At 72.0% G+C, this 12,599-nt stretch carries 11 protein-coding genes; 6 read left to right on the top strand and 5 right to left on the bottom strand.

The window, feature by feature from the left end:
- The first annotated feature begins 66 nt into the window (after positions 1-66).
- Positions 67-762, top strand: a complete 696-nt coding sequence (gene trmB / locus C7456_RS14315; protein ID WP_109724485.1) for a tRNA (guanosine(46)-N7)-methyltransferase TrmB — start codon at positions 67-69, stop codon at positions 760-762.
- A gap of 637 nt (positions 763-1,399) precedes the next feature.
- A complete protein-coding gene (locus C7456_RS14320) occupies positions 1,400-3,217 on the top strand; it encodes an SLC13 family permease (protein WP_109724486.1) in 1,818 nt (605 codons plus the stop codon).
- Here the strand turns inward: C7456_RS14320 and C7456_RS14325 are convergent.
- Positions 3,198-3,572, bottom strand: coding sequence for a Rieske (2Fe-2S) protein (locus tag C7456_RS14325; RefSeq protein WP_109724487.1), 375 nt, complete (start codon positions 3,570-3,572; stop codon positions 3,198-3,200). The genes C7456_RS14320 and C7456_RS14325 overlap by 20 nt on opposite strands.
- A gap of 76 nt (positions 3,573-3,648) precedes the next feature.
- Here C7456_RS14325 and C7456_RS14330 point away from each other — a divergent pair, with 76 nt between their 5' ends.
- The 4 genes from C7456_RS14330 to C7456_RS14345 all read left to right on the top strand — a co-directional run bounded on the left by C7456_RS14330 (position 3,649) and on the right by C7456_RS14345 (position 7,668).
- Complete coding sequence (locus tag C7456_RS14330; RefSeq protein WP_109724488.1) at positions 3,649-3,915, top strand: hypothetical protein; 267 nt, start codon at positions 3,649-3,651, stop codon at positions 3,913-3,915.
- Positions 3,916-4,013: 98 nt separating this feature from the next.
- A complete protein-coding gene (locus tag C7456_RS14335; RefSeq protein ID WP_109724489.1) occupies positions 4,014-4,907 on the top strand; it encodes a methylated-DNA--[protein]-cysteine S-methyltransferase in 894 nt (297 codons plus the stop codon).
- Positions 4,908-5,016: 109 nt separating this feature from the next.
- Positions 5,017-5,934, top strand: coding sequence for a drug/metabolite exporter YedA (yedA, locus tag C7456_RS14340; RefSeq protein WP_109724490.1), 918 nt, complete (start codon positions 5,017-5,019; stop codon positions 5,932-5,934).
- A gap of 318 nt (positions 5,935-6,252) precedes the next feature.
- Complete coding sequence (locus C7456_RS14345; RefSeq protein ID WP_211306332.1) at positions 6,253-7,668, top strand: short-chain fatty acid transporter; 1,416 nt, start codon at positions 6,253-6,255, stop codon at positions 7,666-7,668.
- 232 nt (positions 7,669-7,900) lie between these two features.
- Here the strand turns inward: C7456_RS14345 and C7456_RS14350 are convergent, their stop codons facing one another.
- The 4 genes from C7456_RS14350 to C7456_RS14365 all read right to left on the bottom strand — a co-directional run bounded on the left by C7456_RS14350 (position 7,901) and on the right by C7456_RS14365 (position 12,563).
- Positions 7,901-9,217 (bottom strand): ABC transporter permease, encoded by a 1,317-nt coding sequence (locus tag C7456_RS14350; RefSeq protein WP_109724532.1) that lies wholly within the window; start codon positions 9,215-9,217, stop codon positions 7,901-7,903.
- A 10-nt stretch (positions 9,218-9,227) separates the two neighbouring features.
- Positions 9,228-10,394 carry an ABC transporter permease gene (locus C7456_RS14355; RefSeq protein WP_109724491.1) on the bottom strand — a complete coding sequence of 389 codons (1,167 nt, stop codon included), beginning with the start codon at positions 10,392-10,394 and terminating at the stop codon, positions 9,228-9,230.
- Positions 10,395-10,581: 187 nt separating this feature from the next.
- Positions 10,582-11,268, bottom strand: coding sequence for an ABC transporter ATP-binding protein (locus C7456_RS14360; protein WP_109724492.1), 687 nt, complete (start codon positions 11,266-11,268; stop codon positions 10,582-10,584).
- 50 nt (positions 11,269-11,318) lie between these two features.
- Positions 11,319-12,563, bottom strand: a complete 1,245-nt coding sequence (locus C7456_RS14365; RefSeq protein WP_109724493.1) for an efflux RND transporter periplasmic adaptor subunit — start codon at positions 12,561-12,563, stop codon at positions 11,319-11,321.
- Positions 12,564-12,599: the final 36 nt, after the last annotated feature.

Raw genomic sequence — 12,599 nt, forward strand, 5'->3', positions numbered from 1 at the left:
TCCGGGGCAGGCTCTGCCGGCACCCTCCCCCGGCGGGAGAGGGATTCACTTGATACGCTCCCGTCCATGACCGACCACGCCCCACCCAGACACCTGCGCCGCATCCGCAGCTTCGTGCTGCGCGAGGGCCGCATGACGCCGGCGCAGCAGCGCGCCTTCGACGCGCACTGGGCGCGCTTCGGCATCGACTACACCGGCACGCCGCAGGACTACGCCGCGCGCTTCGGCCGGCGCGCGCCGCTGGTGCTGGAGATCGGCTTCGGCAACGGCGAGGCGCTGGCCTGGGCCAGCGAGCACGATCCCGGACGCGACTACCTCGGCGTCGAGGTGCACGGCCCCGGCGTGGGCCGGCTGATGAACGCGCTGGCCGCGCGCGACGCCGCCAACGTGCGCCTCTACAAGCACGACGCGGTGGAGGTGCTGGAACACGAGATCCCGCCCGGCGCGCTGGCCGAGGCGCGCATCTGGTTCCCCGACCCGTGGCACAAGAAGCGCCACAACAAGCGCCGCATCATCCAGCCCGATTTCGTCGCCCTGCTCGCCTCGCGCGTGGCCCCCGACGGCCTGTTGCACCTGGCCACCGACTGGCAGCCCTACGCCGAGCACATGCTGGAGGTGATGGAGGCCGCGCCCGGCTGGCGCAACGCCGTCGGCCCCGGCCAGTACGCCGAGAAGCCGGCGTGGCGCATCGAGACCCACTTCGAGCGCCGCGGCCTGAAGCTCGGCCACGGCGTGTGGGACCTGCTCTACCACCGCCGCTGATCCGCCGAACGTACTCTCCCTTCCGGGGCGTGGGGCCAACCTGGCGAGCTCGTCCGGCGCTGCCCTCCTGCTCTTACCGCCCAACGCTGCCGCCGGGTCCGAAAGCAAGCCCGGCAAGAACGAGCGCCTGCCGCACACCCGCCCCCTCACCCTGCCCTCTGGAGAGGGATCAAGCCGGCGATGCCGTTCGTTCCGGCTCGATAGCGCGGCCCCTATTGATCGACCCTTATCGAAGGAACTGCGGCACGCAATTGCCGCTGCAATCCCCACCGGCACGAGTCTCTCCCTCTCCCCTCCGGGGAGAGGGTCGGGGTGAGGGGCCAACCTCGCGATCGCTCCCGCACAAGCGGTAATCCCTCCGGATGCCACGGACCATCCGCCTGGACGGCTCGCCAGGCAACCCATGAACCGACGGCTTTCCACGCGCCGACCAAGGAACGATGGACGGCCCAAAAGCGTCATCCGCCCATCCCGGCGATGACGCTCCGGTTCACCAGCCCGCCGCGCGATCCGCCTATACTTCCGGCAAGCAGGGACGAGTCATCCAGCGCGTGAAGCTTCCACGGCCCATCCACCTCCGTCGCCACGACGCCCGGCCAGGGGACGCGCGCTAGTGGGCCTGTCGCTCACCCCCGAAATGATCCTGGTGCTGGGGCTGGTGGGCTTCACCATGCTGATGCTGGTGCTGGAGTGGATCCGCGCCGACATGGTGGCCCTGCTGGTGGTGGTGGTGATCGGCCTCACCGGCCTGATCCCCTCCGACCGCGTGTTCAACGGCTTCGCCGGCAACGCGGTGATCGCGATCATCGCGATCATGATCATGGGCGCGGGGCTCGACCGCGCCGGCGTGCTCGCCCTCACCGCCAACTTCGTGATGCGCATGGCGCGCGGCGTGGAGTCGCGCCTGGGCGTGGTGATCAACTCGGTCACCAGCCTGTTCAGCGCGGTGATCCCCAGCCAGGCGCTGGCCGCGCTGATGATCCCGGTGACCAGCCGCCTGTCCGCGCGCACCGGCGTGCCGCTGTCGCGGCTGCTGCTGCCGATGGCGTTCTGCATCCTCACCGCCACCAACACCACGCTGATCGCCAACTCGCCGCTGATCGTCCTCAACGACCTGATCGCCAGCGCCAACGCCAACCTGCCGCCCGGCGCGCACACCATCCCCAAGTTCGGCCTGTTCAGCGTGACGCCGGTGGGCCTGGCGCTGGCGGTGCTCGGCGTGCTGTTCTTCTACCTGTTCGGCAAGAAGCTGCTGCCCGAGCGCGAGGACGAGCGCCTGAAGGTGACGCCCGGCCGCACCGAGAGCTACTTCGCCGACACCTACGGCATCGTCGGCGAGACCGCCGAGCTGACCGTGACCGCGGAGAGCCCGCTGGTCGGCATGAGCATCGGCGAGGTGGAGCAGCTGCACGGCGCGCCGCTGATCCTGGCGATCAAGAGCGGCAACGACGCGCGCATGGCGCCGCCGGCGGACCAGGTGATCTGGGTCGGCTCGGTGCTGGGCGTGCTGGGCCCGCGCGAGCAGGTGGCGCAGTTCGCCAACAACCAGCTGTGCCGCGTGTCGCCGCGCATGCGCCAGCTGGGCGAGCTGTTCAACCCCAGCCGCGCCGGCATCTCCGAGGCGGTGATCCCGCCCAGCTCGCGCTTCATCAAGCAGACCCTGAGCGACCTGCGCCTGCGCAAGCGCTACGGCATCTCGGTGCTGGCCGTGCACCGCGGCGACAAGGTGCTGCGCGAGGACGTGCGCTCGGTGAGCCTGCGCGCCGGCGACACCCTGGTGCTGCATTCCAGCTGGCGCGACCTCTCGCTGGCCGCCGAGGACAAGGACCTCGTCGTGGTCACCGACATCCCGCGCGAGGAGCAGCGTCCCAACAAGATCTGGCAGGCGGTCGGCTTCTTCCTGCTGGCCAAGGGCCTGGCGCTGTTCACCAACCTCGACCTCTCGGTGGCGATGATGACCGGCGCCATCGGCATGCTGCTCACCGGCGTGCTGAACATGGACGAGGCCTACGAGGCGATCAACTGGAAGACCATCTTCGTCACCGCCTGCCTGATCCCGCTGGGCTGGTCGATGGACGCCACCGGCGCCGCCGCCTGGCTGGCGCAGGAAGTGCTGCAGCACCTCGGCCACGCCTCGCACTGGATCCTGCAGCTGGCGCTGGCGGTGCTGACCCTGCTGTTCTCGCAGGTGATGTCCAACGTGGGCGCCACGGTGATGATGGTGCCCATCGCCATCAGCGTGGCGGTCGCCACCGGCGGCAACCCGTCGGCCTACGCGCTGGTGGTGGCGGTGTCCTCCTCCAACACCTTCCTGCTCAGCTCCGGCCACCCCGCCCTGATGATGGTGACCGGCCCCGGCGGCTACCGCGGCCGCGACTTCCTGCGCGTGGGCCTGCCGCTGACGCTGGCGGTGCTGGTGGTCACGCTGATCGGAATCAACCTGCTGTACCACTGAGCCGCGCGGCCGGCTCCGTCGCCAGGCGCACCTCGCCGTTTTCCACCGACAGCGGCACCGCGCGCAGGCGGTCGCCGCGGCAGGGGCCGCCGACGCATTCGCCGTCGTCGGTGCGGAAGCTGGCGCCGTGCGCGGCGCAGACCAGGGTGCCGCGGCTGATCAGGAACTTGCCCGGCGCCCAGTCGAGCCGCCGGCCGGCGTGCGGGCAGATGTTGAGCCAGGCGCGGACGGCGTCGCCCTGGCGCAGCACGATCAGCGATTCCTCGCCGTCCGGCAGCAGGGCGTCGAGCGCAGTGGCCTCGCCGTCGACCAGGTCGTCGAGGCGGCACAGCGGGCGGGCGGCGGGGCTATCCATCGGCACTTGTCTCGCGGGCCGAAAGGGCCCATTGTTGCGCACGTAAGTCCTTGATTTTACCACACGGATTTTTAACATGCGCTTCGTCCTGCCCGCCCTGCCCCGTCATCGCCATCCGCTGGTGCGCGCGCTGTCGCTGCTGGTCGGCATGGCCGTGGTCGCCGTGCTGCTGGTCTGCGGGCTGGTGGTGGCGGGCGTGCTGCTGGTCGGTGGCGGCCTGCTGCTGGCGCTGCGCCAGTGGCGCCGTGCGCGCACGGTGGCGCGGCCGGCGCCGCGCGGCGGTCAGCGCCCGCAGGTGCTGGACGGCGAGTTCGTGGTGATCAGCCAGGGCCGGGCCCGCTGAATCCCCCCGCGCCGCAGCGGCGGCGCACGCGCAAGATACGGATGGCCGTCACGGCGGCGGGGTCCTAGGCTGCCGGCATCCTCTTCGTGGACCTCGCCATGAACGCCCGTATCGCTCCCGCCATGCACCGGCTCGAACGCGCCCGCCAGCTGCTCGACGAGGCCGAGACCGCGCCCAGCCTGGAGCAGCTCGCCGCGGCGGTGTCGCTGAGCCCCAGCCACCTGCAGCGCAGCTTCCGCCGCCGCTTCGGCATGAGCCCGGCCGAGTACCACCGCGCGCGCCGCTTCGGCCAGTTCAAGGCCGCGCTGCGCGGGGGCGCGCCGGTGACCGCCGCGGTGTACGGGGCCGGCTTCGGCTCCGGCAGCCGCGTCTACGAGCACAGCGACCGCCTGCTCGGCATGACCCCGGCCAGCTACCGCGCCGGCGGCGCCGGCGCGGACATCCGCTACACCACCACCGGCACGCCGCTGGGCCGCCTGCTGGTGGCGGCCACCCGCCGCGGCATCTGCGCGGTGACGCTGGGCAAGGACGACGCGGAACTGGAGCGCCGCCTGGCCGAGGAATTCCCGCGCGCCACGCGCGAGCGCGTGGACGCCGGCCGCGAGGAATGGCTGGACGCGGTGATCGCGCGCATCGCCAGCGAGCTCGGCTGGAGCGACGCCGCCGCGCCCGCGCTGCCGCCGCTGGACGTGGCCGCCACGGCTTTCCAGTGGCGCGTGTGGAACGCGCTCACGCGGATTCCCGCCGGCGAGACGCGCAGCTACGGCGAGCTCGCCGCCGAGATCGGCAGCCCCAGGGCCGCGCGCGCGATCGGCAACGCCTGCGGCAGCAACCGCCTGGCGCTGATCGTGCCCTGCCACCGCGTGGTGCGCGAGGACGGCTCGCCCGGCGGCTGGCGCTGGGGCGTGGAGCGCAAGCGCGAGCTGCTGGCGCAGGAACGGCGCGCGCGCGCCGGGCAGCGCGGGGACGGCGCGCCGCGCGACCCGCGTTGAGCGGCGTTCAAGGCTGCCTTGCACGGGGCGCGCTACCGCCCGCGCGCGGCGCGAAGTAGCCTATGGCGCCCGGCCGCGCGGCCGGCGTTTCCCCACGGCAAGCATCCCCATGAACGATTCGACTGCCGGCGCCGCCCGGGCGGCGCCTTCCCCGTCCTTCGCCGAGCCGCGCACGCTGGTGCCGCTGTCGCTGTTCGCGCTGTACGTGATCTGGGGCTCGACCTACCTCGGCATCCGCATCGCGCTGGAAAGCTGGCCGCCGTTCCTGCTCGCCGGCGTGCGCTTCCTGTGCGCGGGCGTGGCGCTGTACGGCTTCCTGCGCTGGCGCGGCGTGGCGGCTCCGACGCGGCGGCAGTGGCGCAACGCCGCGGTCACCGGCGTGCTGCTGCTCGGCTTCGGCAACGGCCTGGTGTGCTACGCCGAGCAGCGGGTGAGCTCGGGCATCGCCGCGGTGGCGGTGGCCAGCATGCCGCTGTTCGCCGCGCTGTTCTCCGGCCTGTACGGCCACTGGTCGACCCGGCGCGAGACGCTGGGCCTGCTGATCGGCTTCGCCGGCGTGGTGGTGCTGAACCTGGGCAGCGGCCTGGCCGGCTCGCGCCTGGGCGCGGTCGCGCTGCTGGTGGCGGCGGCGAGCTGGGCGTTCGGCTCGGTGTGGAGCAAGCGCCAGGACATGCCCGCCGGGCCGATGAACACCGCGGCGCAGATGCTGTGCGCCAGCCTCGCGCTGCTCGTCGCGGGCTTCGCCGGCGGCGAGCGGCTGCCCGCGCATCCCAGCCTGCACGCCAACCTGGCGCTGGCCTACCTGGCGGTGTTCGGCTCGCTGGTCGCCTTCAGCGCCTACCTCTACGTGCTCAGGCACGCCCGGCCGGCGCTGGCCACCAGCTACGCCTACGTCAACCCGCCGGTGGCGGTGCTGTTCGGCGTGCTGCTGGCGGGCGAGCACGTCGGCCCTTACGACCTGGCCGGCATGGCGGTGATCCTGCTCGGCGTGGGGGTGATCACGCTTGCGCGGCAACGCGGCGGTTAGTTGACAGGTTGCCGCGACGGCGAGGGCCGTGTGCCCGGATCGGTGGGCGTCTTTCTTCCTCTCCCCTCCGGGGAGAGGACCGAGGTGAGGGGTGGGGCTCGCGGCAACCTCTCACCGGAGATGATTCGCCCATGCGCGCCTTGTCGCAAGAGCGGCCCCTCACCCCAGCCCTCTCCCTGAAGGGGAGAGGGAGCAAGGCGGTGCGTCATGGCGTGCCGGTGGCAGATCGAGCGGGGTGGCCGCTTCGACCTTGGTCGGCTTGCCCGCGCGGCGCGGCGCGCGCCAACATGCCACGGTTCCGTCACCGGGGGCATTGCGATGAACGCAGCGAAAGAAGGCGTGCTGGCCCGCGCGGCCCTGCGCAGCGCGGCCTGGTCCGAACGCTGGTTTCCCGACGCCTGGGTGTTCGCCGCGCTGGGCGTGGTGATCGTGGCGGTCGCCGCGCTGGCCTTCGGCGCCACGCCCAAGGTCGCGGTGGGCGCGTTCGGCGACGGCTTCTGGAGCCTGATCCCCTTCACCATGCAGATGGCCTTCGTGGTGATCGGCGGCTACGTGGTGGCCACCGCGCCGGCGGTGGCGCGCTTCATCGAGCTGCTGGCGCGCGCGCCGCGCAGCGGGCGCGGCGCGGTGTGCTACGTGGGCCTGGTCAGCATGCTGGCCTCGCTGCTGTCGTGGGGCTTCTCGCTGGTGTTCGGCGGCCTGCTGGTGCGCGCGCTGGCGCGCCGCGCCGACCTGCGCATGGACTACCGTGCCGCCGCCGCGGCCGCCTACCTGGGCCTCGGCGCGGTGTGGGCGATGGGCCTGTCCTCCTCCGCCGCGCAGTTGCAGGCCAACCCCAGGAGCATGCCGCCGGGGCTGCTGAACATCACCGGCGTGCTGCCGTTCACCGAGACGATCTTCCTGTGGCAGTCGATCGCGCTGACCGCGGCGCTGATCGTGGTCTCGCTGCTGATCTGCTGGTTCACCGCGCCTTCCGACGCCAACGCGCGCACCGCGCAGGACTTCGGCGTGGCCGAGGACGGCTCGACGCCCGCCCTGCCGCCGCGCACGCGGCCCGGCGAATGGCTGGAATACAGCCCGCTGCTGTCGGTGCTGATCGGCCTGCTCGGCCTGGGCTGGCTGGGCTGGCAGTTCGCCGGCAAGCCGGCGACCACGGTGGTGGCCGACCTCAACACCTACAACTTCCTGTTCCTCACCGTGGGCCTGCTGCTGCACTGGCGGCCGCGCAGCTTCCTCAACGCGGTGGCGCGCGCGGTGCCGAGCACGGCGGGCGTGCTGATCCAGTTCCCGCTGTACGGCGGCATCGCCGCGCTGCTCACCCACGCGCCCGGCGCCGGCGGCGAGACGCTGGCGCACCACCTGTCGCAGCTGTTCGTGCGCATCGCCTCCACCGACAGCTTCCCGGCGGTGATGGGCGCCTACTCGGCGATCCTCGGCTTCTTCGTGCCCTCCGGCGGCGGCAAGTGGCTGGTGGAGGCGCCCTACGTGATGCAGGCGGCCAACGACCTGCACGTGCACCTGGGCTGGGCGGTGCAGGTGTACAACGCCGCCGAGGCGCTGCCCAACCTGATCAACCCGTTCTGGATGCTGCCGCTCTTGGGCGTGCTGGGGCTGAAGGCGCGCGACGTGGTGGGCTACACCTTCATCCAGTTGCTGGTGCACGTGCCGCTGGTGCTCGGCCTGCTGTGGCTGCTCGGGCTCACCCTGCAGTACGTGCCGCCGGTGATGCCCTGAGCCGGAGCACCCCATGGGTGCATCCCTCTCCCTTCGGGAGAGGGTGGCGGCTGCCGGGTGAGGGTACGGGCGGAGCGTGACGTTTCCGCAAGGCCGAACCCGCAAGGCCGAACCCTCACCCCCAACCCCTCTCCCAGTGGGAGAGGGGCTTTCGGGGTACGGCCGCGCGAGGCGCCACTGCACTGCCGGACCCTCACCCCAGCCCCTCTCCCGGCGGGAGAGGAGTTCAGGGTCACAGCTCGCGCAGGGCGGTGGTCACCGGCAGGCGCGCGGCGCGCACGGCGGGGAACAGGCCGCCGATGAAGCCGATCGCCAGCGCCCACTTCAGGCCGGTCCACAGCAGCGCGGGCGAGACCTTCAGCTCGAAGCTCAGCTTGCCGACGGTGCCCGAGGCCAGCGTGGAAGCGCTGTAGCCGTTGAAGACCAGCCACGCGAGCAGCCCGCCGAGCAGGCCGCCGACGAGCGCCAGCAGCATCGTCTCCAGCATCACGGCGACCACCACCGGCAGCCCGCGGAAGCCGATGGCGCGCAACGTGGCGATCTCGCGGGCGCGCGCGGCGACGGCCGCGAACATGGTGTTGAGCGCGCCGAACATCGCGCCGATCGCCATGATGATGCCGACGGTGATGCCCATGATGCGGATCACCTTGGCCATGCCCTCCGACTGCTTGCTGAAGTAGTCGAGCGTGGTGTCCACGTCCACCTTGAGCTGCGGGTTGGATTCCAGGCCCGCCTTGAACGACTCGTAGGCCTTCGGGTCGGCCAGCTTCACCGTGACCGAGGCACGGCTGCCGCCGCGCCGGTAGGTGTCCGCCACCACGTTGGCGTCGGCCCAGATCTCCGAGTCCATCGCGTCGCCGGAGGCGAACACGCCGACCACCTTCCACTGCTGGTTGCCGAGCCTGACCTCGTCGCCCGGCTCGACGCCCGCGAACTGGCGCTCGGCGCCGGCGCCGACGATCAGCTCGCGCATGCCCGGCCGGAAATTGCGCCCCTTGACGATCTTCACGTTGGGGCGCACCGCCCAGGCCTGCTCGCCCACGCCGCGCAGCTGCACGCTGCTCTCCTCGTCCGGCGCGCCGCCGCGGACCGGCAGGTTGGCCGCCACCACCAGCTCGGGCGAGGCGATCGGCCGCCCCTGGGCGTCCTTGGCGATGCCGGGCGCCTGCGGGATCAGCGTCACGCTGTCGCGCTCGAGCACCGACATCACTTCCGACGCGGACGAGCCGCGCATCACGATGGCGGTGTCGGCGCTGCCGGTCTTGCGCAGCGTCTCGCTGTAGCCGTCGGCCATCGCCAGCAGCGCCACCAGCACGCCGACCACGCCGGCGATGCCGACCACGATCACCGCGGACGAGCCCAGGCGCTGGCGCAGCGTGCTGATGCCCACGCCGGTCACCGAGGCGGCCTGGCGCCCGCGCCGCGTCAGCAGCATCCAGGCGGCGAAGAGCGCGGCGACCGCCAGCGCGAGCCACCACGGCGCGGCGACCCACAGCGCCAGCACGACGACGACCAGCAGCAACAGCAGGATGTTGATCAATGCAGCCATGTCGTTCTCCTCAGCGCCCGGCGAGCGCATCGACGATGTTCAGGCGCATCGCCCGCAGCGCCGGCAGGGCGCCGACCAGCAGGCCGATCGCCACCATCAGCAGCAGGCCCAGCAGCCAGCTGCCGGCGCCCACGCCCGGCAGGTTCAGCATGCCGCCGCTGCCCGCGCTCACCGCGGGGATGATCAGCGCCGCCAGCCCCAGGCCGATCAGCCCGCCGAGCAGGAGCAGCAGCACCGACTCGGCCAGCACCATCGCCAGCACGCTGGCGCTGGAGAAGCCGATGGTCTTGAGCACGGCCAGCTCGCTGGTGCGCTCGCGCACCGCCTGCATCATGGTGTTGCCCGACAGGAGCACCAGGGTGAAGAACACCGCGCCCATGATCGAGCCCACGATGAGGCCGATGTCGGCCAGCTGCTTCATCCAGCTGGCGGTCGCGGCCTGCTCGGTCTGCGTGCGGGTCTCGTGGTCGGAATTGGCCGAGATCGCGTCGATCGCCCTGGCCACGCGGTCGGCCTGGTTCACGTCGGCGACGCGGGTGACGTACCAGCCCACCTGGCCGCGGTTGTAGGGCGTGGTCTCGTCGAAGTACTTCCAGTGCAGCAGGAACATCTGGTCGTAGAAGCCGCCCGCCTTCTTGTCCTTCGAGTGCATGATGCCGACGATGTCGAAGGTCCAGTTCTTGCTGCCCTCGCGGTTGGGGAAGATGGTCGACTGCATCGGGATCTTGTCGCCCACCTTCCAGTGGAAGCGCTGGGCCAGCTTTTCGCCCACCAGCGCGCCGGTGCGGGTCTCGTCGAAGGCCTTGCGCTCGGCGGGGCTCACCTCGATCTCCGGGTAGAGGTCGATGTAGTTGGGTTCCACCGCGAAGCTGAAGACCTGGTTGTGCGGGTCCTGGTAGGCGCCGCCGAACCAGTTGGCGTAGGTGACCATCTTCACGCCCGGCACCTGCGCGATCTGCGCCTCCAGCGACTGCGGCAGGGTCTGGATGAAGGACAGCCTCGAGCCGGTCTGCAGGCGCTGCGCGCCGTTGGCGCTCTGCCCGGCCTGGTCGAAGGAGGTGCGCACCGCGTCGAGCATGCCGAACAGCAGGAACGCGGCGACGATAGAGACGAGCGTGAGGATGGTGCGGGCCTTGCGCCGGAACAGCGCGGCCCAGATCAGGTGGAGGTATTTCATGGCAGAAGCTCCACGGCATGATTCCTTCTCCCCGCCGGGGAGAAGGCGGCCCAAAGGGCCGGATGAGGGGACGGGGCTTGCCCAGGCGCATGGGTGGAACGCGCATGGGCGCCGCGTGGCCGCCAGTGCGGCCCCTCGCCCCGGCCCTCTCCCCGGAGGGGAGAAGAGGGAGGATGGGCGGCGGCGTTCATGCGGCGGCCTGCTCGACCAGGGTGCCCTTGTCCAGGTGCAGCGTGTGGTTGGCGTACTCGGCCGCCTTGGGGTCGTGGGTGACCATCACGATGGTCTTGCCGTGCTCGCGGTTGAGCGTGCGCAGCAGGCCCAGCACCTCCTCGGCGGACTGGCGGTCGAGGTCGCCGGTGGGCTCGTCGCACACCAGCAGGGTCGGGTCGGAGACGATCGCGCGGGCGATCGCCACGCGCTGCTGCTGGCCGCCGGAGAGCTCGCCGGGCTTGTGCGAGGCGCGGTCGGCCAGGCCCACCAGCTGCAGCGCGATCGTCGCGTTCTTCTTCCGCTGCGCGGCGGAGAGCTTGGTGAGCAGCAGCGGCAGCTCCACGTTGCGCTGCGCCGAGAGCATCGGCATCAGGTTGTAGAACTGGAACACGAAGCCGACGTGCGACGCGCGCCAGCGGGCCAGCGCCCCGGCGCCCATCTGGTCCAGCCGCTGGCCGGCCACGCCGATGCTGCCGCCGGTGGGCGTGTCCAGCCCGCCGATCAGGTTGAGCAGGGTGGTCTTGCCCGAGCCGGACGGCCCCATCAGGGCGAGGAAGTCGCCCTGGGCGATGTCCAGGTTGATGTGGTGCAGCACTTCCACCTTCTGCCTGCCGCGCTCGTACACCTTGGACAGGTCGCGGATCTCGATCAGCGTGTTCATGCCTTCGTCCTCGTCTTAAGGACCGCCGCGGCGCGGCGGTCGCGGATGTCTCATTGCGCCTTCGGCTGCGCCACGCGCACCGCCGAGCCGTCACGCAGTTCGGCGGGCGGGTCCAGCACCACGCTGTCGCCGGGATTCACCCCGGTCGGCAGGCGCTTCATCTCGCCAAAGTCCACGGGCTGCACCGCGCGCTGGCGCACGCGCTCGCCCTCCACCACGAACACCACGCCATGACCGTCGCGCCGCGCGATCGCCGCGGCCGGCACCAGCGCGCCCGCCGGCGCCTGCGCGGCGGCGGCGTCCAGCTTCTGCTCCAGGAAGGACACGCGCACGCCCATGTCCGGCACGATGCGCGCGTCCTTCCGCTCCAGCGCCACGCGCACCTTCACCGTGGCCTTGCCGCGGTCGGCGGCGGGCACGATGGCGATCACGTGCGCGGGGATCTTCCAGTCCGGGTAGGCGTCGAGCACGGCCTCGGCGGGCATGTCCGGCTTCACGCGGCCGATGTAGGCCTCGTTGACGTCCACGTCCACCTCCAGCGAGTCCATGTCGACGATGGTGCCCACGCCGGTGCGGGTGAAGCCGCCGCCGGCCGACAGCGGCGAGACGATCTCGCCGACCTGCGCGGCCTTGTCGGTGACCACGCCGTCGAACGGCGCGCGCACCACGGTGTAGTCGAAGTTGACCTGCGCCTGCGCCACCTGTGCCTGCGCGGCCTCGGCGGCGCGCCGCTGCGCCTCGAGCTGGGCGGCATAGCTGGCGACCGCGGTGCGCGCCTGCTCGGCGGCCTGCCGGGACACCAGCCCGCGCGCGACCAGCGCGTCCTCGCGGCGCGCGTCGGCCCGCGCCTGCGCGAGCTGGGCCTGCAGCTGCACGACCTGCGCCTGCGCGGCCCGCGCGCTGGCCTTGGCCGCGTCCAGGTTGGCGCGGTAGGCGCTGTCCTCCAGCCGCGCCAGCACCTGGCCGGCCTTGACGCGGTCGCCCTCCTCGATCAGCACCTCGGTGAGCGTGCCGGTGATCTGCGCCGACACCGTGGCCTGCCGGCGCGCGGTGACGTAGCCGGTGGCCTGCAGCACCGCGCCGGCGCCGGCGTCCTTCGCGGGCGAGACCGCCACCGCCGTGCGCACTTCGAGCGGACGCTGGCCGGACAGCCACCAGGCCCCGGCCGCCAGCAGGGCGAGCAACAGCAGCGCCGCGCCGGCGATCCACGGCCAGCGCGCGGGCCCGCCGCCGCCGTGGTCCTCGCGCTGGTGGCGCTCGATGCGCAGTTCCTTCAGCAGATCGGCGTTGCTCACCGTCGTCCCCATCGTCCCCAGGATGCGGCCGATGGT

The sequence above is a fragment of the Fulvimonas soli genome (assembly GCF_003148905.1).
In the GTDB taxonomy this organism is placed as follows: Bacteria; Pseudomonadota; Gammaproteobacteria; order Xanthomonadales; family Rhodanobacteraceae; genus Fulvimonas; species Fulvimonas soli.